The following is a 23,402-nucleotide window of genomic DNA, read 5'->3' on the forward strand; positions in this document are numbered from 1 at the left end:
ACATCTCAGACATATACATCTGCCAAATTATGTATTCCTACAAAGCAAGCCGACTGAACAACACATTTTCTGACAGTTTTGGTTGTTAAACTCACTGCCAGTGTCATTAAGTCAATTCAACTTACCAAAGGTTACATGATTATTGCAACTAAGTCAGGCTATTTATGACAAATTGGCGATATCAAACAATATGTTTTTTCGGGGCTATCTGGTTTATTTTCAAATAGTTAGGCGTACAAAAAATAAATTTTGGCCCGGAATGCTGCTAATCACAAAATTCTGATACGAGGCGATTTTGACGGCTTTTTATGTCGCAATGGCTGATTACTATTCTCACTTCACATCTCGATAAAACTTTTACATGGTTTCAGCCGCTTCTGAAGTCAATATTTATTCGTATGCTAACTTTTTATACCTCCGTGATTTTTCATTACAAAGATTTTGCTGATTGGGTTGCCCTTGTGAAGGTTCTGATAGACGACAATCTCTGTTAATTTTTTTTATGAAGGGGGCTAAGCCATACTTAGCCCCCGTGGTTGGTTTTACTTAACGATGCTGATGGTGGTTGTGACAGTCTGACCGTTAACGGTGGCTACTACGGTGTAGGTGCCGCTGGCCAGCGGTGCTGCCGAGAGGTCCACCGTGCTGATGCCCTGCGGCAGGGTGCCGCTGTAGAGCCTGGCAACGGTCTTGCCCTGCATGTCAACCACGGCGATGTCGGCGGTGCCGGCGTCGGCAAGCTGCAGCGTGACCACGGCGGTGGTCCGCACGGGGTTGGGCTGCACGCTCTCGATGCTCAGCAGCGTGCCGTCAGAGCCTATAAGCACTTCCACGATGCCGCTGCGCGACTGCGAGCCGTCACGGTCGGCGCTCACAAGGCGGTACTGGTAGAGGCCACTGCTGAGGTCACGGTCCACAATGCTGTAGTCACGACGCTCGGTGCTGCTGCCGGCGGCGGCAACGGTGGCAACCGTGCTCCAGGCGGCGGCGTCACCGGCGGTAACATCGTCGGCACGACGGCGCTCGACGGCAAAGTGGTCGGCATTCTGCTCACTGGCCGTGGACCAGAACACGTCGGCATCGCTGCCGCGGCCACGGGCGTCAAAGCTCAGCAGTTCCACAGGCACTACCGTGCCGCCGTTGGTTTCAAAGAAGTCAATCACGCCGCGAAGCACACGCTCCACACCCGTGAAGGCACCCGTGCGACCGTAGTGACGCCAGTCCACGCCCAGGAACACTCTGTTGGAGGTCAGCGAGGCGGTGGCACTGCCGGCAATCGAGTCGGTGGTGCTGCGGTCACCTTTTTTGTAGCTGTACGAGGCCAGGGCTATGCCCGGTGTGGTGCCGTCAGAGTAGAGCTTCACAAGCGCCGGCTGCGGCGAGGCGTCACCGGCATAGCTCGTCTTGCTGATGGTCTCCTCGGTGTTGCGGGCGATGCCACGACCAACGATCTTCTTGCCGTCATAGTTCGGCGTCAGCGGTGTGCCCGGCGCCTGATGGGCGGCGCGCAGCACCGTGTGCACGAAGTTCTCGTCTGCGGCAATGCTGTTGCCGATGTGCTTCCGCGTGGGCTCCTGACTGCCTACGGCCAGGTTCTTCTTGTCACGCGAGGTGCCGGCTGCTACAAAGTTGCGCAGGTCGTTACGCTCGCTGATGCTGAAGCCGTTCTGATCGTGGGACCAGAATAGCGTGCGGTAAATCGTGTAGTCCACGGCGCGCGGCTCCCAGGCCGAGCGGTCCATGACGTCGTAGCTGAACATCATGCCCGCAGGGTTGTTGTAGAAGCCAAGGTCGTTTAAGCCCTTCAGCAGACTGTCGCTGTTGAGGCGGGCGGCAACTTCGTTGGACGATGACCCCACGCCCAGCACCGTGCCAACGTTGCGGCCAGAGACGATGATGCTGGTAAGCGAACGCTTGATGAAGAAGCGCAGCACCTTGCTGACGCTGTTGTTGGCATTGTTCTGATCATTCGGCGTGGTAACCTCTACGCGGTAGCGCGGCGTTACGTTCAGGCTCATGGCACTGAAACGGCCCGGAACAGCATAGGTCGGCAACTGCTGGTAGGTCTGCGGCGTAAAGCCCTGGATGCCAAAGGTAATGTCGGCACTGGCACCGCTGTTAAGATCCAGCTTGTAGGTACGGTCCACAACAGGATTGGCATTCCACTGCGGCACCGACAGGTTGTTGTTGTTGCTCACAGGGCTCTCCAGCCAGATGCGCACACGGATGTCGGCACCCGTACGCGGCAGTCCGCCGTTGTTGCGGATGCGTGCCGAGACGTCAACAGGGGCGGCCGTCATGATGTACTCGGCATCGCTGGTGATGCCGCTGCTGGCCTTGTACGACTTCGGACTCAGAATGTCGATGCTCTCAAGGTCGCTGACGTAGCTCCGGCCGTCAAACTCATCGGCACCTATGTCGTAGCCCAGGCCGGCGGCGCCGCGCGTCTGTCCGTCAATGTCGGTCTTCACCGATGACAGGCGGATGCCGCGGTCGTTAAGAACAGAGCCGATTGGCGGCTGCGGCGTGATCTTCACGCGCAGTTTCTGTGCCGGGGCGACTCCCTGATATTCAAATTCACTGACAAAGTTGCCCGTAACGCTGCTGATGTCCTGACCCGTCCAGTTACGCCACTGGTCCATGGTCAGAAACTCGTCCGGCGTGCCTTCCCAGACAACTTCGCTGCCGGCGCTGATCTCCATCATGTAGGCTACCGAGCTCTGCGGCGTATAGTAGGCGTTGTAGTTCGACACCAGGGCCGCAGGGGCGCCGCTGCCCAGATACCATGTGTTAACCTTCTGGTTGCGGAACATCGTGCCCTGGTAGAGTAAACCCGCATGGACACTCTTGCTGGCAGTGGAGGAGCCCAGCATGGCGATGGCGTTGTTGACCACGACGGTACCGTTACCGTGCTGAATGGCAATGCCGGCAATCATGCTGCTGGTGCTCTGCACCTTGTCATCGGTCATCACCACCGTGTTGTTGGCCACCGTGTCTCCACGCGTGAAGTAGTCGGCAGAAGCCGGCGTCTCCAGCGAGGCACCGTTGCGACCCGTCAGAAGGTGGATGCCGCCAAGGTTGCCCATGGTGCTGCCCCGTGACAGACCCCAGACCGTGTTGCCCGTCACCAGCGTACGCTCGGCCGACGACGGTGCGTAGTACATCCCGCCGGAGGCCGACACCGACTGGTAGGCGTTGCGCACCTGCTCGATGACGATGCCGCGGCTCATGTAGGTGCCACGGATGCCGCTGATCTCGTTGCCCGAGACCACGGCGTTCTGCACGTTGTACTGGTTAACACCGCCAAGGAGGATACCCATGGCATCGTCGGCGGCTGGGGCTCCCTGCACCGCAGCGCCATCCTTGCCAGCAACCTCAGAGCTGCTGCCCACACCGTAGATGCGGTTGCCCTTAACCTGCAGCTTGTCCTGATAGCCCGCGGCAATACCGGCACGGCCAACATCATAGATCACGTTGTGGTTGATTTGGGTGCCCGTGCTGTAGTACGGACGAAACTCGTTGACACCGCCCTTGAGCAGCGTGCCGATACCTAAGGAGACGATACCGTAGCCAAAGCCGCTGATCTCGTTGCCGCTGTATTCGTTGCCGCTGCCGGCTGTGGTGTCCAGACGCTCAGAGTTGTTGCCCGTGATACCCACCGGTACCTTGTTACGGTCAACGATACCACCCGAGTAGGTGTGGCTAACGCCGCCAACAGAACGCTGGTCGGCTTCAAAGGTGAACTGTCCGTTGGTAAACAACACCCGCGGCAGTGAGTTGGCATAGCTCGGCGAGGTGCCTGCAGCATTGCCGATGATCATGTTGCGGAGCTTGATGGACTGCGAGCCGTCGCCCAGATAGAACGGGGCACGGAACGGTGTCGTGGCATTTAAGGTTATGCGGATGGACTTCTGCGAGCCGCCGTCAAAGATGAAGTTGCCCGCCGAGTTCGAGTAGGCGCGCACCGTTGGGAACTCACGCCCCAACGCCTGCTGGTTGGTGGGCGAAAGGTTCTGGCCAAACAGAACGCCGATGCCGTTGGTGGAGTTCAGCGTGATCTCTATTGAGCCGCGCGTCAGGCTCCGCTCCAGCGATGGACGGAACGTGACCGTGTTGGTGCCGCTCATGCCCGAGATGTAGCCCGTCAGGTCAAGAGCTACACCACCGGTGTTCACATTACTGTTAAGTGTGTACGATTCGTCGGTAAGCTCAAAGGTAACAGGACCCGACACGCCACGGCGGTACAGGTCATCAACCGCAAGCTCAATTGTTGCGTAGTTATTACTCTTGGTAAGATTCAGCATACCAATGGTGTACTTGCCCTCCATGTTGCCCTGAACCGTAAAGTCATAGCACACCTGGTCATTTGCAGGCTCGGGGTCGTTGGTCTTCAGCGTCATACAGGCACGGTAGCTGCCACCCTGGTCGGGCGTGAACAGCGGAAATACCGCCGTGGCAAAGTTCTGCGGTGCCGTAGCGTCAACCGACTGTAGGACAATCTGCTCGCTGTACACTTTCTGCATGCCCGGCAGACGGAAAATCTCCATCAGCACCGGCCAGTTCGAGCCGTCAAGAATACCGTTGTTGCGGATCTGGCCGGCTGGCTGAAACGGACGGTTGGCGTAGTATTCCTTGCCGGAGGCCGGTATCGTAATGGCGTCGGCAGCACCCTCCTGGTTGTAGTTGACTTCAAAGATGTGGGTCTGGCCGGCAAGTGGCAGACAGTCGTTGCCGGTCTGGAGATCGTACGCATTTTTAAGAGTGGCACAGTACTCGGCGCTATAGCGTCCCACAGCCGTCGGCACAAACGGGGCGCCCGTGAAGTCCACACTGGCGCGTGCTCCGGTTTCAAGAACTCCTTCCCAGGTGGTGCTGCCTTCATAGACCTTCTGCCCACCGGGATAGGTACGGATAACAACCGTCAGGTCCACCTCGGTCACGTCATCAAGACCAACGTTCTGAATCTGACACGACAGCGGTGTGGTTACGTTCAGCGGGTTCTTCTTTGGTACTGGCTGTGGCGAGCGGATCTGCGACATCGCAACGTCATTCTGGAACGCTACGATGAACGATTTATACCATGACTGCAGGCCGCAGGATCCCGAGTTCACCGTGGCTTCCACGCGGTAGCTGCCACCGGTGGCATAGGTGAGGTTCAAAGAACCATCAGAGTTTGCAAGGAAGCCCATTGCTCCCGTCATCGTAATCTGCTTCTCACCGGAACTCGTGCCGGTAAACGTATATGATGGCGAACCACCCCATAATGCCGTATATACCGTATCCGTACTCGGCAAAGGACCTATGATGTTGTATGTAACCGTGTACTGCTGTCCCGGTTGCTCATAAAATGTAAGCGACGGCTTCGGATGATTTGCGTCCTGACCCTTGTACACATCACCGGCACGCAGAATACGGCGCGGGTCGATGTCATCAGGGAACGACTGTACAACACCTGACTTCACAGCCAGACGAATGTACGGGCGGAACCAGCGGTATCCATAGTCATAGTTGGGATTGTACTGATACCAGTACATATACGGGAAGGTATTGTACATGAGATAGTTACAATCCGTTGGCGAATAATAATAATATGAATATGCCTGGAGCCATGCCGGGTAGCTGTAGTAACTCCTGCCCGGAGCTGGTGGGTTGATTTCTGTTGCCATGTAAATGGCATTTTGATACTGTATTGTTTCCTGTGGCCGGCAGTTTAGCATCCCGATAACAATATTGCTGGTCCCGTCCCAAACGAAGTCATCACCAGTGTTAAACCAGTAGTCAACCCAGGTTGTGTCACCCTGAGCTACCAGTGGCAGACTCCAGGTACTGGTATTCATAACTTCAACGGCACCAGTCTGAGCCTCTATTTTATTCCCGTTTCGCTGAATGCAGTATGTGTAGTAGTAAGGACGCCCACCGGGAATACGATAATTGTATTCATGCAGATACTTGTTGCCGATAGATTTAATAAAAATCCGCATCGAACCCTGATATTCTTTGGGTACATGAATAAACTGCATACCTAACCCGGCCAGCGGTCCGCTACACAAACCTGCCTTCTTCAGGTCGGCAGCAGTTACGATAAACTCGTCGTAACCTCGGGTGTAATAGTCGTAGTATGGGTAATACCCATATAGGTACCTGGTAAGTCCCGGATAGTTACCTTCATAATAATCATTGGGCCACATAAGCCCACCAGAGTATCCTGGTATGGGGGTCATTTTCTGTGCCTCAGCCCCCTGCCAGCCCAAAAGCAGCAACAGAGCCGAACACAGGATTATGCTTCGGAGTAACGATTGAAAATTCATAAATGAACCTCTCAATTGCATGAATGTATGATAGTTGATTATCGTAATAAGTGTCATTTTAGCAGATTGCTACTGTCACCTTGACGTTTGTAATGACTGCTAAGAGTATAACTTACAACTATCTGTCAATATATGCAAGACAAAAGGTCACTTTCTGTCATTTTGGCTTTTCCGGCTTCTATTCTGGAATTTCCTTGCCCAAACAACCGGATGCTACGTAGGCAGATACTCCGCGCTGAGCCCCCGGAACAAAAAAAGCCACCGGCATGATACCGGTGGCTTTATTGATCAGAATTTATGAAGGGGGCTACGTCATACTTAGCCCCCGTGGTTGGTTTTACTTAACGATGCTGATGGTGGTGGTGACAGTCTGACCGTTAACGGTGGCTACTACGGTGTAGGTGCCGCTGGCCAGCGGTGCTGCCGAGAGGTCCACCGTGCTGATGCCCTGCGGCAGGGTGCCGCTGTAGAGCCTGGCAACGGTCTTGCCCTGCATGTCAACCACGGCGATGTCGGCGGTGCCGGCGTCGGCAAGCTGCAGCGTGACCACGGCGGTGGTCCGCACGGGGTTCGGCTGCACGCTCTCGATGCTCAGCAGCGTGCCGTCAGAGCCTATAAGCACTTCCACGATGCCGCTGCGCGACTGCGAGCCGTCACGGTCGGCGCTCACAAGGCGGTACTGGTAGAGGCCACTGCTGAGGTCACGGTCCACAATGCTGTAGTCACGACGCTCGGTGCTGCTGCCGGCGGCGGCAACGGTGGCAACCGTGCTCCAGGCGGCGGCGTCACCGGCGGTAACATCGTCGGCACGACGGCGCTCGACGGCAAAGTGGTCGGCATTCTGCTCACTGGCCGTGGACCAGAACACGTCGGCATCGCTGCCGCGGCCACGGGCGTCAAAGCTCAGCAGTTCCACAGGCACTACCGTGCCGCCGTTGGTTTCAAAGAAGTCAATCACGCCGCGAAGCACACGCTCCACACCCGTGAAGGCACCCGTGCGACCGTAGTGACGCCAGTCCACGCCCAGGAACACTCTGTTGGAGGTCAGCGAGGCGGTGGCACTGCCGGCAATCGAGTCGGTGGTGCTGCGGTCACCTTTTTTGTAGCTGTACGAGGCCAGGGCTATGCCCGGTGTGGTGCCGTCAGAGTAGAGCTTCACAAGCGCCGGCTGCGGCGAGGCGTCACCGGCATAGCTCGTCTTGCTGATGGTCTCCTCGGTGTTGCGGGCGATGCCACGACCAACGATCTTCTTGCCGTCATAGTTCGGCGTCAGCGGTGTGCCCGGCGCCTGATGGGCGGCGCGCAGCACCGTGTGCACGAAGTTCTCGTCTGCGGCAATGCTGTTGCCGATGTGCTTCCGCGTGGGCTCCTGACTGCCTACGGCCAGGTTCTTCTTGTCACGCGAGGTGCCGGCTGCTACAAAGTTGCGCAGGTCGTTACGCTCGCTGATGCTGAAGCCGTTCTGATCGTGGGACCAGAATAGCGTGCGGTAAATCGTGTAGTCCACGGCGCGCGGCTCCCAGGCCGAGCGGTCCATGACGTCGTAGCTGAACATCATGCCCGCAGGGTTGTTGTAGAAGCCAAGGTCGTTTAAGCCCTTCAGCAGACTGTCGCTGTTGAGGCGGGCGGCAACTTCATTGGACGATGACCCCACGCCCAGCACCGTGCCAACGTTGCGGCCAGAGACGATGATGCTGGTAAGCGAACGCTTGATGAAGAAGCGCAGCACCTTGCTGACGCTGTTGTTGGCATTGTTCTGATCATTCGGCGTGGTAACCTCGACGCGGTAGCGCGGCGTTACGTTCAGGCTCATGGCACTGAAACGGCCCGGTACGGCATAGGTCGGCAACTGCTGGTAGGTCTGCGGCGTAAAGCCCTGGATGCCAAAGGTAATGTCGGCACTGGCACCGCTGTTAAGATCCAGCTTGTAGGTACGGTCCACAACAGGATTGGCATTCCACTGCGGCACCGACAGGTTGTTGTTGTTGCTCACAGGGCTCTCCAGCCAGATGCGCACACGGATGTCGGCACCCGTACGCGGCAGTCCGCCGTTGTTGCGGATGCGTGCCGAGACGTCAACAGGGGCGGCCGTCATGATGTACTCGGCATCGCTGGTGATGCCGCTGCTGGCCTTGTACGACTTCGGACTCAGAATGTCGATGCTCTCAAGGTCGCTGACGTAGCTCCGGCCGTCAAACTCATCGGCACCTATGTCGTAGCCCAGGCCGGCGGCGCCGCGCGTCTGTCCGTCAATGTCGGTCTTCACCGATGACAGGCGGATGCCGCGGTCGTTAAGAACAGAGCCGATTGGCGGCTGCGGCGTGATCTTCACGCGCAGTTTCTGTGCCGGGGCGACTCCCTGATATTCAAATTCACTGACAAAGTTGCCCGTAACGCTGCTGATGTCCTGACCCGTCCAGTTACGCCACTGGTCCATGGTCAGAAACTCGTCCGGCGTGCCTTCCCAGACAACTTCGCTGCCGGCGCTGATCTCCATCATGTAGGCTACCGAGCTCTGCGGCGTATAGTAGGCGTTGTAGTTCGACACCAGGGCCGCAGGGGCGCCGCTGCCCAGATACCATGTGTTAACCTTCTGGTTGCGGAACATCGTGCCCTGGTAGAGTAAACCCGCATGGACACTCTTGCTGGCAGTGGAGGAGCCCAGCATGGCGATGGCGTTGTTGACCACGACGGTACCGTTACCGTGCTGAATGGCAATGCCGGCAATCATGCTGCTGGTGCTCTGCACCTTGTCATCGGTCATCACCACCGTGTTGTTGGCCACCGTGTCTCCACGCGTGAAGTAGTCGGCAGAAGCCGGCGTCTCCAGCGAGGCACCGTTGCGACCCGTCAGAAGGTGGATGCCGCCAAGGTTGCCCATGGTGCTGCCCCGTGACAGACCCCAGACCGTGTTGCCCGTCACCAGCGTACGCTCGGCCGACGACGGTGCGTAGTACATCCCGCCGGAGGCCGACACCGACTGGTAGGCGTTGCGCACCTGCTCGATGACGATGCCGCGGCTCATGTAGGTGCCACGGATGCCGCTGATCTCGTTGCCCGAGACCACGGCGTTCTGCACGTTGTACTGGTTAACACCGCCAAGGAGGATACCCATGGCATCGTCGGCGGCTGGGGCTCCCTGCACCGCAGCGCCATCCTTGCCAGCAACCTCAGAGCTGCTGCCCACACCGTAGATGCGGTTGCCCTTAACCTGCAGCTTGTCCTGATAGCCCGCGGCAATACCGGCACGGCCAACATCATAGATCACGTTGTGGTTGATTTGGGTGCCCGTGCTGTAGTACGGACGAAACTCGTTGACACCGCCCTTGAGCAGCGTGCCGATACCTAAGGAGACGATACCGTAGCCAAAGCCGCTGATCTCGTTGCCGCTGTATTCGTTGCCGCTGCCGGCTGTGGTGTCCAGACGCTCAGAGTTGTTGCCCGTGATACCCACCGGTACCTTGTTACGGTCAACGATACCACCCGAGTAGGTGTGGCTAACGCCGCCAACAGAACGCTGGTCGGCTTCAAAGGTGAACTGTCCGTTGGTAAACAACACCCGCGGCAGTGAGTTGGCATAGCTCGGCGAGGTGCCTGCAGCATTGCCGATGATCATGTTGCGGAGCTTGATGGACTGCGAGCCGTCGCCCAGATAGAACGGGGCACGGAACGGTGTCGTGGCATTTAAGGTTATGCGGATGGACTTCTGCGAGCCGCCGTCAAAGATGAAGTTGCCCGCCGAGTTCGAGTAGGCGCGCACCGTTGGGAACTCACGCCCCAACGCCTGCTGGTTGGTGGGCATCAGGTTCTGACCAAACAGAACGCCAATGCCGTTGGTGGAGTTCAGCGTGATCTCTATTGAGCCGCGCGTCAGGCTCCGCTCCAGCGATGGCTGGAACGTGACCGTGTTGGTGCCGCTCATGCCAGAGATGTAGCCCGTCAGGTCAAGAGCTACACCACCGGTATTCACAGTACCGTTAAGTGTGTAGCTTCGTCGGTAAGCTCGAAGGTAACAGGACCCGACACGCCGCGGCGGTACAGGTCACTGACAGCCTGGTCGATGGTTGCATAGTTGTTTGATTTGCCACCGTTCAGCAGGCCAATGGTGTACTTGCCCTCCATGTTGCCCAGAACCGTAAAGGTGTAGCACACCTGGTCATTTGCAGGCTCGGGGTCGTTGGTCTTCAGCGTCATACAGGCACGGTAGCTGCCACCCTGGTCGGGCGTGAACAGCGGAAATACCGCCGTGGCAAAGTTCTGCGGTGCCGTAGCGTCAACCGACTGCAGGACAATCTGCTCGCTGTACACTTTCTGCATGCCCGGCAGACGGAAAATCTCCATCAGCACCGGCCAGTTCGAGCCGTCAAGAATACCGTTGTTGCGAATCTGGCCAGTTGGCTGGAACGGACGGTTGGCGTAGTATTCCTTGCCGGAGGCCGGTATCGTAATGGCGTCGGCAGCACCCTCCTGGTTGTAGTTGACTTCAAAGATGTGGGTCTGGCCGGCAAGTGGCAGACAGTCGTTGCCGGTCTGGAGATCGTACGCATTTTTAAGAGTGGCACAGTACTCGGCACTATAGCGTCCCACAGCCGTCGGCACAAACGGGGCGCCCGTGAAGTCCACACTGGCGCGTGCTCCGGTTTCAAGAACTCCTTCCCAGGTGGTGCTGCCTTCATAGACTTTCTGCCCACCGGGATAGGTACGGATAACAACCGTCAGGTCCACCTCGGTCACGTCATCAAGACCAACGTTCTGAATCTGACACGACAGCGGTGTGGTCACGTTCAGCGGGTTCTTCTTTGGTACTGGCTGTGGCGAGCGGATCTGCGACATCGCAACGTCATTCTGGAACGCTACGATGAACGATTTATACCATGACTGCAGACCACAGGCTCCCGAGTTCACGGTGGCCTCCACACGGTAGCTGCCACCGGTGGCGTTGGTGAGGTTCAAAGAACCGTCTGAATTAGCGTACAAACCCGTGGCACCCGTCATCGTGATCTGCTTCTCACCCGAGCTTGTGCCCGTGAACGTGTACGACGAATTGCCACCCCACGTTGCGGTGTACACCGTGTTCGTACTGGGAAGTGGTCCAACTATTTTATACGTAATGGTAAACAGCTGACTGGGTTGCTCATAAAACGTGAGCGACGGCTTCGGATGGTTTCTGTCCTGTCCCTTGTACACATCACCGGCACGCAGAATACGGCGGGGGTCGATGTCATCAGGGTACGACTGGGTCACGCCTGATTTAATGGCAAGACGCACCAGCGGTCGGAACCAGCGATAACCGTATTCATAGTTAGGATTGTATTGGTAATAGTACAAATACGGCCATGTATAGCTGTATTCAAGATAATTACAATCTGTCTGATTGTAATAGTAATACGTGAATGCCTGGAACCACGGTGGGTATGCGTAATAACTTTGACCGGGAGCCGGAGGGTTAACCTCGGTGATCATAAATGTGGCATACTGACCGTTCTGGGTTATGTTGGTAGGACGGCAGTTAAGGAGGCCAATGGCAATATTGCTCTTCCCGTCCCATACAAACTGATTTCCATTAAACTCGTAATCTACCCAGGTTGTGTCGCCTTCTCCAACTACCGGCAGACTCCAGCTACTGGTATTCATGACTTCAACTACATTCGTCTGCGGCTGAATAACGCCACCAATTTTCTGAATACAGTGTGTGTAGTAATACGGATACCCACCTTGGGCAGAACCGTTAAACTGCCCCAGGTATGTTGAACCAATTGACTTCACGAAAATCCGCATCGAACCCTGATACTCCTGGGGTACATGTACAAACTGCATCCCGAGACCGGCAAGCGGTCCGGCACACAGTCCGGCCTTCTTCATGTCCGCAGCTGTTACGATAAACTCATCATAACCGCGATTGTAGTAATCGTAGTACGAATAGTTTCCAAAGATGTACTGCGTCAAATTTGGATAATTGTACTCATAGAAATAGTTCGTGCGCTGCTGCCCTCCGGTTACGCCCGGGATCGTCACGTAATTCTGCGCCTCTGCCAATTGCATACTGCAAAGCAGTAGTATGGCCGATGTAAGAATAACCGAAGAGAGTACTGACTTGCATCTCATGGTTGGATTACTCCTGTGTAAATAAATAAATTTTTTGTGTTTAAATACAATCCTAATTGTCAGCAAATGCGCAATTCAGACAGTCAGGGTTTTTACGACTGCTATAATTACACACTGCAACTGACTTGAATGTAACAAGACAGGATTGCAAAGGTTACACAACAAATTAACTTATGCAAGTCTTTGATTTTTAAAGGGGATACGACAGTTTGTCCTGTCATAATTGCGCTTCTGACATACTTGCGCATTTGTGGGTCAATGTGACACTCTTTGTGCTTGGAGCGGGGGTCGAACCCGCACGTCCCTTACGGAACACGGGATTTTAAGTCCCGTGCGTCTGCCAATTCCGCCATCCAAGCGAAGTTTTGTCAAAAATACATTACCGGAAATATTAAAGTCGAAATAAAAAAAAATGTCGGTTTATGACATTTTTCTGCCAGCAGGGCCGGAAACGATGATATCGAAGCCCACATCATTAAACACGACATCACGTCGTCCAGAACAAAACTAAGACAGTTCATGGTATTCCAACAAGCTCAAATTTACGGCATGTCATTCGTACCCAAGTTCCTGCCGTTTCTGCACATTTATCGTTGCTTTATTTATTATAATCTTTCTTTTTTCTTTTATCTATACCACCATTTAGCTGATTCAGCTTAGCATAACCATACTAATTTATTTTATGAAGGGGGCTACGTCATACTTAGCCCCCGTGGTTGGTTTTACTTAACGATGCTGATGGTGGTTGTGACAGTCTGACCGTTAACGGTGGCTACTACGGTGTAGGTGCCGCTGGCCAGCGGTGCTGCCGAGAGGTCCACCGTGCTGATGCCCTGCGGCAGGGTGCCGCTGTAGAGCCTGGCAACGGTCTTGCCCTGCATGTCAACCACGGCGATGTCGGCGGTGCCGGCGTCGGCAAGCTGCAGCGTGACCACGGCGGTGGTCCGCACGGGGTTGGGCTGCACGCTCTCGATGCTCAGCAGCGTGCCGTCAGAGCCTATAAGCACTTCCACGATGCCGCTGCGCGACTGCGAGCCGTCACGGTCGGCGCTCACAAGGCGGTACTGGTAGAGGCCACTGCTGAGGTCACGGTCCACAATGCTGTAGTCACGACGCTCGGTGCTGCTGCCGGCGGCGGCAACGGTGGCAACCGTGCTCCAGGCGGCGGCGTCACCGGCGGTAACATCGTCGGCACGACGGCGCTCGACGGCAAAGTGGTCGGCATTCTGCTCACTGGCCGTGGACCAGAACACGTCGGCATCGCTGCCGCGGCCACGGGCGTCAAAGCTCAGCAGTTCCACAGGCACTACCGTGCCGCCGTTGGTTTCAAAGAAGTCAATCACGCCGCGAAGCACACGCTCCACACCCGTGAAGGCACCCGTGCGACCGTAGTGACGCCAGTCCACGCCCAGGAACACTCTGTTGGAGGTCAGCGAGGCGGTGGCACTGCCGGCAATCGAGTCGGTGGTGCTGCGGTCACCTTTTTTGTAGCTGTACGAGGCCAGGGCTATGCCCGGTGTGGTGCCGTCAGAGTAGAGCTTCACAAGCGCCGGCTGCGGCGAGGCGTCACCGGCATAGCTCGTCTTGCTGATGGTCTCCTCGGTGTTGCGGGCGATGCCACGACCAACGATCTTCTTGCCGTCATAGTTCGGCGTCAGCGGTGTGCCCGGCGCCTGATGGGCGGCGCGCAGCACCGTGTGCACGAAGTTCTCGTCTGCGGCAATGCTGTTGCCGATGTGCTTCCGCGTGGGCTCCTGACTGCCTACGGCCAGGTTCTTCTTGTCACGCGAGGTGCCGGCTGCTACAAAGTTGCGCAGGTCGTTACGCTCGCTGATGCTGAAGCCGTTCTGATCGTGGGACCAGAATAGCGTGCGGTAAATCGTGTAGTCCACGGCGCGCGGCTCCCAGGCCGAGCGGTCCATAACGTCGTAGCTGAACATCATGCCCGCAGGGTTGTTGTAGAAGCCAAGGTCGTTTAAGCCCTTCAGCAGACTGTCGCTGTTAAGGCGGGCGGCAACTTCGTTGGACGTCGAGTTGGCATCAAGGACGGTGCCGACGTTGCGGCCAGAGACGATGATGCTGGTAAGCGAACGCTTGATGAAGAAGCGCAGCACCTTGCTGACGCTGTTGTTGGCATTGTTCTGATCATTCGGCGTGGTAACCTCTACACGGTAGCGCGGCGTTACGTTCAGGCTCATGGCACTGAAACGGCCCGGAACAGCATAGGTCGGCAACTGCTGGTAGGTCTGCGGCGTAAAGCCCTGGATGCCAAAGGTAATGTCGGCACTGGCACCGCTGTTAAGATCCAGCTTGTAGGTACGGTCCACAACAGGATTGGCATTCCACTGCGGCACCGACAGGTTGTTGTTGTTGCTCACAGGGCTCTCCAGCCAGATGCGCACACGGATGTCGGCACCCGTACGCGGCAGTCCGCCGTTGTTGCGGATGCGTGCCGAGACGTCAACAGGGGCGGCCGTCATGATGTACTCGGCATCGCTGGTGATGCCGCTGCTGGCCTTGTACGACTTCGGACTCAGAATGTCGATGCTCTCAAGGTCGCTGACGTAGCTCCGGCCGTCAAACTCATCGGCACCTATGTCGTAGCCCAGGCCGGCGGCGCCGCGCGTCTGTCCGTCAATGTCGGTCTTCACCGATGACAGGCGGATGCCGCGGTCGTTAAGAACAGAGCCGATTGGCGGCTGCGGCGTGATCTTCACGCGCAGTTTCTGTGCCGGGGCGACTCCCTGATATTCAAATTCACTGACAAAGTTGCCCGTAACGCTGCTGATGTCCTGACCCGTCCAGTTACGCCACTGGTCCATGGTCAGAAACTCGTCCGGCGTGCCTTCCCAGACAACTTCGCTGCCGGCGCTGATCTCCATCATGTAGGCTACCGAGCTCTGCGGCGTATAGTAGGCGTTGTAGTTCGACACCAGGGCCGCAGGGGCGCCGCTGCCCAGATACCATGTGTTAACCTTCTGGTTGCGGAACATCGTGCCCTGGTAGAGTAAACCCGCATGGACACTCTTGCTGGCAGTGGAGGAGCCCAGCATGGCGATGGCGTTGTTGACCACGACGGTACCGTTACCGTGCTGAATGGCAATGCCGGCAATCATGCTGCTGGTGCTCTGCACCTTGTCATCGGTCATCACCACCGTGTTGTTGGCCACCGTGTCTCCACGCGTGAAGTAGTCGGCAGAAGCCGGCGTCTCCAGCGAGGCACCGTTGCGACCCGTCAGAAGGTGGATGCCGCCAAGGTTGCCCATGGTGCTGCCCCGTGACAGACCCCAGACCGTGTTGCCCGTCACCAGCGTACGCTCGGCCGACGACGGTGCGTAGTACATCCCGCCGGAGGCCGACACCGACTGGTAGGCGTTGCGCACCTGCTCGATGACGATGCCGCGGCTCATGTAGGTGCCACGGATGCCGCTGATCTCGTTGCCCGAGACCACGGCGTTCTGCACGTTGTACTGGTTAACACCGCCAAGGAGGATACCCATGGCATCGTCGGCGGCTGGGGCTCCCTGCACCGCAGCGCCATCCTTGCCAGCAACCTCAGAGCTGCTGCCCACACCGTAGATGCGGTTGCCCTTAACCTGCAGCTTGTCCTGATAGCCCGCGGCAATACCGGCACGGCCAACATCATAGATCACGTTGTGGTTGATTTGGGTGCCCGTGCTGTAGTACGGACGAAACTCGTTGACACCGCCCTTGAGCAGCGTGCCGATACCTAAGGAGACGATACCGTAGCCAAAGCCGCTGATCTCGTTGCCGCTGTATTCGTTGCCGCTGCCGGCTGTGGTGTCCAGACGCTCAGAGTTGTTGCCCGTGATACCCACCGGTACCTTGTTACGGTCAACGATACCACCCGAGTAGGTGTGGCTAACGCCGCCAACAGAACGCTGGTCGGCTTCAAAGGTGAACTGTCCGTTGGTAAACAACACCCGCGGCAGTGAGTTGGCATAGCTCGGCGAGGTGCCTGCAGCATTGCCGATGATCATGTTGCGGAGCTTGATGGACTGCGAGCCGTCACCCAGATAGAACGGAGCACGGAACTCGGTAGAAGCCTTTAACGTTACGCGGATGGACTTCTGCGAGCCGCCGTCAAAGATGAAGTTGCCCGCTGAGTTCGAGTAGGCGCGCACCGTTGGGAACTCACGCCCCAGCGCCTGCTGGTTGGTGGGCATCAGGTTCTGACCAAACAGAACGCCAATGCCGTTGGTGGAGTTCAGCGTGATCTCTATCGAACCGCGCGTCAGGCTCCGCTCCAGCGATGGCTGGAACGTGACCGTGTTGGTGCCGCTCATGCCAGAGATGTAGCCCGTCAGGTCAAGAGCTACACCACCGGTATTGCCGGTAGCACTCAGCGTATAGCTGGCGTCGGTAAGCTCGAAGGTAACAGGACCCGACACGCCGCGGCGGTACAGGTCACTGACAGCCTGGTCGATGGTTGCATAGTTGTTTGATTTGCCAACATTCAGCAGGCCAATGGTGTACTTGCCCTCCATGTTGCCCAGAACCGTAAAGGTGTAGCACACCTGGTCATTTGCAGGCTCCGGGTCGTTGGTCTTCAGCGTCATACAGGCACGGTAGCTGCCACCCTGGTCGGGCGTGAACAGCGGAAATACCGCCGTGGCAAAGTTCTGCGGTGCCGTAGCGTCAACCGACTGTAGGACAATCTGCTCGCTGTACACTTTCTGCATGCCCGGCAGACGGAAAATCTCCATCAGCACCGGCCAGTTCGAGCCGTCAAGAATACCGTTGTTGCGAATCTGGCCAGTTGGCTGGAACGGACGGTTGGCGTAGTATTCCTTGCCGGAGGCCGGTATCGTAATAGCGTCGGCAGCGCCCTCCTGGTTGTAGTTTACTTCAAAGATGTGGTTCTGACCGGCAAGTGGCAGACAGTCGTTGCCGGTCTGAAGATCGTACGCATTCTTAAGAGTGGCACAGTACTCGGCACTATAGCGTCCCACAGCCGTCGGCACAAACGGGGCCCCCGTGAAGTCCACACTGGCGCGTGCTCCGGTTTCAAGCACTCCTTCCCAGGTGGTGCTGCCTTCATAGACCTTCTGGCCACCGGGATAGGTACGGATAACAACCGTCAGGTCCACCTCGGTCACGTCATCAAGACCAACGTTCTGAATCTGACACGACAGCGGTGTGGTCACGTTCAGCGGGTTCTTCTTTGGTACTGGCTGCGGCGAGCGGATCTGCGACATCGCAACGTCATTCTGGAACGCTACGATAAAGTTTTTGTACCAGGTTTGTTTACCACAAGCACCTGAGTTAACGGTAGCCTCTACCAGATAGCTGCCACCGGTGGCGTTGGTGAGGTTCAAAGAACCGTCGGCATTAGCGTACAAACCCGTGGCACCCGTCATCGTGATCTGCTTCTCACCCGAGCTTGTGCCCGTGAACGTGTACGATGAATTTCCACCCCACGTAGCGGTGTACACCGCATTCGTGCTGGGGAGTGGTCCAACAATTTTATAGGTAACGGTAAACAGCTGACTGGGTTGCTCATAAAACGTGAGTGACGGCTTCGGATGGTTTCTGTCCTGTCCCTTGTACACATCACCGGCACGCAGAATACGGCGCGGATCAACCTCATCAGGGAACGACTGGGTTACGCCTGATTTAATGGCAAGACGCACCAGCGGTCGGAACCAAGAATACCCATAGGTGTAGTTAAAGTTCTGGTCATAATTGTACCAGTACATATATGGCCATGTATAGCTGTATTCTAGATAATTACAATCTGTCGGATTATTGGTGTAGTAGTTAAATGCCTGGAACCAGGGAGAATACGAATAGTACGTCGGGCCTGATGCTGGAGGGTTGATTTCAGTGATCGTAAAGATATTGAACTGCCCGTTCAGAGTAAAATTCGTTGGTCGGCAGTTAAGAAGTCCAACCGAGATGTTGCTTGTCCCGTCCCAGATAAAATCATTACCTGTGTTAAACTCATAATCCACCCAGGTCGTGTCACCCTCAGCTACCATCGGAATAGACCAACTGTTTGTATTCATTACCTCTACAGCGCCGGTTTGTGGCTGAATAACACCGCCCACCTTCTGAATGCAGTAAAGGTAGTAATATGGATAGCCTCCTTGAATGGAGCCGTTGTACTGACCCAGATAATTTGAACCAATTGACTTCACGAAAATCCGCATTGAGCCGCTGATTTCTTGTGGTACACTGGTAAACTGCATCCCCAAGCCGGCAAGCGGTCCGGCGCACAGTCCGGCCCTTTTCATATCTGCAGCCAAAATGATAAATTCATCATAACCGCGATTGTAGTAATCGTACAGACTGTATATCCCGTAAATAGACTGATACAAACCGGGATACCCTTCGTAGAGGTAATGGTAGCTACCCGATCTCTGTCCACCCGGGAAGCCCGGTATCTCTACATAACTCTGCGCCCTCACCTCACTATTAAGGCCAAGCAGTATTGCTGCACAGCACAGCGTAAAAAAGAGTAATGACCTGTTCTTCATTTGAATACTCCAATATTCGTTCTCAGCAAGCTGACAATTATTGCGTTATTTATTATCGTGAAACTTCTGGTTGCACTGACTTGCAGACCATTTGTCTGCAGATATTCACGGTTAATACAGTATCCAGTGTGCAATCAAGTACAACAACTAACAAGGTAGAATCCAAAAGGTTACACCCTGACAATTTTGCACAAGTACTTGATATTAAAGGAGATGCGACAGTTTGTCCTGTCACCTTGCCGTGTACTGTCTTAATTGCACTGCAACTGGTCAATATGTCCGCAAACAGGTAAGCGGCAAACCCGGGCTTATAAATAGTTTTATATTTACTCAGCCGTTACGTCCAATGCTACTGCCACATTTTCTGATGTCGGGCAGTTACGGCAGCAAGAGAATAATCAAAGTTTTTTTTGCTTAGTAACGTATTGTACTATTTATGTCTTTTTAGGTTTTTGTCTGCGCGCTGAAATCAGTTCTGTGATGATAGGAATTATGCTGATAAGTACCACGCCAACGAGAACCATGCCGAAGTGTTTTTTTATGAACGGGTGATTGCCGAACCAGTATCCGGCTAATAAGAACAGGGAAACCCACACGAAGCCGCCAACAACGTTGTATAGGAAAAAATGTCGGTATGACATTGTGCCAATACCTGCAACAAACGGTGCGAAGGTTCGAACAATAGGAACAAAACGCGCAAGGATAATAGTCTTGCCGCCATATTTTTCGTAAAACACATGCGCCTTATTCAGATGCTCTTGATTAAACAGTTTAGATGTTTTTGAGGTAAACAGTTTCTGGCCGAATCGTGATCCGATAGTGTAATTAACACTATCACCGGCGATAGCAGCAATACAGAGAAGAACAAGAAGGAGCCATACGTCCATTGCACCAAGCGAGCAAAGAGCGCCAGCAGCGAACAACAATGAATCACCCGGCAGATATGGCGCAATAACCAGTCCCGTTTCAGCAAAAATCACCAGGAATAGCAGCAGGTACAGGTATGCTCCATATTGTGCAGACAGCTGAAGTAAGTGCTGGTCAAGGTGAATAAAAAGATCAATGATCGATGCAATAAATTCCATAGCTCTCTAAAGTAATTCCGTCGTAGGTGCAGTGGTATTCAGGTTTCTTCATTGAAATGCGTAACAACCGACCGTACTCTGCCGTTTTCACGGCGTAGTTTTACCTCTGCTTCGGCAACCGTGCACCTGCAGTAAGCCGCAACAATCGCTGTTTTTGTATTCCATGATGCGGCCTCAAGAAGAGTCTGAGCCTCGTGAACCGAACAGTTACCGAGCATACTAACAATTCTTATCATCCTGGCCTGCAGCTTCTGATTTGTTGGCTTAAGGTCAATCATTACGTTGCCGTACGTTTTACCCAGCATCACCATTGCCGACGTAGTTATCATGTTAACAATCATTTTCTGTGCTGTACCGCTTTTCATGCGTGTTGATCCTGCAATGGGTTCCGGGCCAACCTGCGGACATATCAGCAGATTCACGAAGGGGGCTTGGGCACGTAGCCAGTCAGGGTTATTTGTGCTTACGAGCACCGTGAACATTCCGTTTCGGGCACCGTATTCCAGTGCTCCCAGCACAAACGGAGTGCGCCCGGAAGCTGACATGCCCACAATCATACCAACATCACGCTCATCCGATTCGCGGAGAGCACTAACGGCAAAGCCCCCTTCCATCCTATCATCTTCTGCCCCCTCAACGGCCTTCAAAATCGCCTGATATCCGCCGGCAATGATACCCGTAATGAGGCCGGGGTCGGCGCCATACGTGGGTGGGATTTCCGACGCATCCAGAATGCCCAGACGTCCGCTGGTCCCTGCTCCCACGTACACCATACGTTTACCATCCATGATGGTTTGTGCCAGCATTGTAGCAGCTATTGCTACCGGCTCGAGTACAGCCTGAACTGCTGTGGCTACTCCAGCATCTTCCGCATTCAGGAGCTCAACAATCTGCCGGGCATCCAGAAGGTCAATATCTGCCGTTCGCGGGTTAACCGCCTCGGTGGTAAGAACTTCTAACTGCTGAACTAAATCCATGAACAAAGCTACTACGAAGGGGGCTATGACTACCCGGGTCTTGCAGAATTCAAGATATCCTCATATCTTTGCTGTCTTAATCACTTAGAATTGTTGTTTTGTATGGCTCATCATAAATCTGCGCTAAAGCGCATTCGGTCGTCCAGAAGACGCAAACTGTACAACCGTCTGAACAAGAAAATGATGCGTGAAGCTGTTAAGGCTGTACGCTTAGCTACTGATTTTACGGTTGCCCAGGGTGCATTAAAGTCGGCATTCAGTATTCTGGACCGTGCTACAGCTCGGGGTGTTATCAAGAAAAACACAGCAGCTAACCGGAAGAGCAGTCTGGCGCATCACGTAAAGAAACTCGAAGCAGCACATTAACCGGCAGCCGTTCCGGCGTTGCCCTTAACGCACCCGTAGCTCAACTGGATAGAGCATCTGACTACGGATCAGAAGGTTTGGGGTTCGAATCCCTACGGGTGTGCAAAAGTTGAAATCGCTGGAAATCGCTAGAAACGGAAAATCACCGCAACGCTAGTAAAATCATTGAGTTGCGAAGATTTGCCAATGACCTAACATTTCCTCCGATTTCAGATTCTTTCAAGAAACCGTCAGTATTTTCGTCAGTACCGGATCATGAATTGTCCCGGGCCGACAAACTACTGACGGTTTTTTCATTATGCGCCTTTCTTTCTATCTGGATAAGCCTCATGCCGCACGCACAGCGCTCATGCTGAACGTTGCTCTTCGAGGAAAACGCCTGCGCTTCAGCACCGGCATTTCCATTGAACCCAAACATTGGAATAGGGAGCGACAACAACCTCGAACTACCGACCCTCATGTCAACTTCAACGCTCGACGATTACGCTCGATCGAGCAGTTCGTCGTTGAGCTGTACCATGCACAACCAACTGGCAGACATCAGTCAATTGACGTCGTAACGTTCCGCGAAGCAGTTGAGAGTTTCCTCAATCCACAACGCCGTCAATTCGGTTCACACGGTTTCGAAGCGGACTTTGAGCAGTTCATTCAGACATACACGCTACGGAGCAGCTCTGGACTAGTAACGATGAAGCGCCCCGGTGCGCGGTCCATCCAAACGTATCGCCTTACGTTGGATTCGGTTCAAACATGGGCCAAAACTCGCCGTCGGCGTCTCGAATACGATCGCATCGACCTGGACTTCTACGTCGACTACACGCAATGGCTGAGTGCAACGCGTAATCTCACCGACGCATCCGTATCAAACTACATCAAGGTCATCAAGACCTTTATGAAGTGGGCACGTCAACAAGGTTATCACAACACCACGGCTTACGAGAGCTTCTATCGCGACAAACGCAACGGCGACTCCATTGCTTTGAGCATTGACGAGATCCGCACGATCCGTGATCTCGATCTCACTGACAACCCACGCCTCGCACGTGTCCGCGATCACTTCTTACTTCAGGTCTACACCGGCATGCGCTATGGCGACCTGTGTCGTTTAGAACCCCGCCACTTTGATGAGGGGGCGGGCATCATTCGATTCGTCACGCAAAAGACCGATACCAAATGCATCATTCCGATCACCCGTCCGCTCGCTACGTTGTTGGAACGATATCCGTCGCGCTTGTTTGAGTTTGCATCCGATGTCAAGCAGAACCAGTACCTCAAGGAACTAGGCAAACTGGCAGGTTTCAACCAGACGGTGACCGTGTCATCCTATCGGAGTGGTCAACGTGTCGAAGAGGTCAAAGCAAAACACGAACTCCTCACCACTCACGTTGCACGGCGCAGCTTCGCTTCAACGTCGATCCGTTTTGGTGTTCCGGAATCCGTGATCGGCATGGTCACCGGACACTCGGCCAAGGGCATGCTGCAACAACACTACATTCGTCTTGATGAAGACGCCATTCGCGACATCGTCACCAAAGCATGGGATCAATTGTGAACCGCACCACCGGCGCTGACTTGTTTACCCTTCATCCCATTGCCTGGACCCATGCGCAAGACGTCCTTGCCAAAGAGTCTACGATGCTTCAGAACGGCATCAGTGTTGAGCAACGAGCGGAGTTTCTCCTCAACGAATACCAACGACTTATGGCGCAGTCGCCGGTGGCGATCCAACAAACATGGACCGAGATCATCAAGGAGTGGGATCGTCCTTCCGCGGTACGTGACATCGACGCCCTGCGCCTCAACCTTGAAGGTCACGGTTTTCGTGGGACACTGCGCGAACTTCGCGCGCTGTATCGGCGGCACGGACTAGCCGACACTGTGCTCGACCCCAACCTTGTGATCGCCGGATGTTGGATGTTGTCCGAAGACGAGTCCTTCGCCGCTCCGGCCCGTCGCATTCTGCAGCCCGTCATCGATGCCGTTCTTACCGTATCCGTACGAGCAAGTACATCTTTACCCGCTGACGACGTGATCGTAGGTTCGCACCACACAATCTAATGA

The 23,402-nt window shown here is 55.0% G+C and carries 9 protein-coding genes and 2 tRNA genes; 4 read left to right on the forward strand and 7 right to left on the reverse strand.

Going from position 1 to position 23,402, the window contains the following annotated elements; all coding sequences use genetic code 11:
• Positions 1-542: 542 nt before the first annotated feature.
• The 7 genes from HRU79_04600 to murQ form a co-directional block, all read right to left on the reverse strand.
• Complete coding sequence (locus HRU79_04600) at positions 543-6,308, reverse strand: T9SS type A sorting domain-containing protein (protein QOJ25965.1); 5,766 nt, start codon at positions 6,306-6,308, stop codon at positions 543-545.
• Positions 6,309-6,645: 337 nt separating this feature from the next.
• Entirely contained in the window at positions 6,646-10,278 is a 3,633-nt protein-coding gene (locus HRU79_04605) for a T9SS type A sorting domain-containing protein (protein ID QOJ25966.1), read from the reverse strand.
• Positions 10,275-12,413 (reverse strand): hypothetical protein, encoded by a 2,139-nt coding sequence (locus HRU79_04610; GenBank protein QOJ25967.1) that lies wholly within the window; start codon positions 12,411-12,413, stop codon positions 10,275-10,277. The genes HRU79_04605 and HRU79_04610 overlap by 4 nt, the downstream gene beginning before the upstream one ends.
• A 273-nt stretch (positions 12,414-12,686) precedes the next feature.
• Positions 12,687-12,772: transfer RNA gene (locus HRU79_04615), tRNA-Leu, on the reverse strand.
• Between the two features lie 363 nt (positions 12,773-13,135).
• Entirely contained in the window at positions 13,136-18,913 is a 5,778-nt protein-coding gene (locus tag HRU79_04620; GenBank protein QOJ25968.1) for a T9SS type A sorting domain-containing protein, read from the reverse strand.
• A 434-nt stretch (positions 18,914-19,347) separates the two neighbouring features.
• The gene (locus HRU79_04625; protein QOJ25969.1) at positions 19,348-19,998 is read right to left on the reverse strand and encodes a DedA family protein; all 651 of its coding nucleotides are present in this window, start codon (positions 19,996-19,998) and stop codon (positions 19,348-19,350) included.
• 38 nt (positions 19,999-20,036) lie between these two features.
• On the reverse strand, positions 20,037-20,975 hold the full coding sequence (murQ, locus tag HRU79_04630; protein QOJ25970.1) for an N-acetylmuramic acid 6-phosphate etherase: 939 nt from the start codon (positions 20,973-20,975) through the stop codon (positions 20,037-20,039).
• Between the two features lie 102 nt (positions 20,976-21,077).
• Here murQ and rpsT point away from each other — a divergent pair, with 102 nt between their 5' ends.
• The 4 genes from rpsT to HRU79_04650 all read left to right on the forward strand — a co-directional run bounded on the left by rpsT (position 21,078) and on the right by HRU79_04650 (position 23,399).
• Positions 21,078-21,341: a 30S ribosomal protein S20 gene (gene rpsT / locus HRU79_04635; protein QOJ25971.1), complete on the forward strand. Its 264-nt coding sequence runs from the start codon at positions 21,078-21,080 to the stop codon at positions 21,339-21,341.
• Between the two features lie 29 nt (positions 21,342-21,370).
• Positions 21,371-21,444: transfer RNA gene (locus HRU79_04640), tRNA-Arg, on the forward strand.
• Between the two features lie 195 nt (positions 21,445-21,639).
• Positions 21,640-22,893, forward strand: coding sequence for a tyrosine-type recombinase/integrase (locus HRU79_04645; protein ID QOJ25972.1), 1,254 nt, complete (start codon positions 21,640-21,642; stop codon positions 22,891-22,893).
• Positions 22,890-23,399, forward strand: a complete 510-nt coding sequence (locus HRU79_04650) for a hypothetical protein (GenBank protein ID QOJ25973.1) — start codon at positions 22,890-22,892, stop codon at positions 23,397-23,399. The genes HRU79_04645 and HRU79_04650 overlap by 4 nt, the downstream gene beginning before the upstream one ends.
• Positions 23,400-23,402: the final 3 nt, after the last annotated feature.

This window comes from Ignavibacteria bacterium (genome assembly GCA_015709655.1).
Lineage (GTDB): Bacteria > Bacteroidota > Ignavibacteria > Kapaibacteriales > Kapaibacteriaceae > OLB6.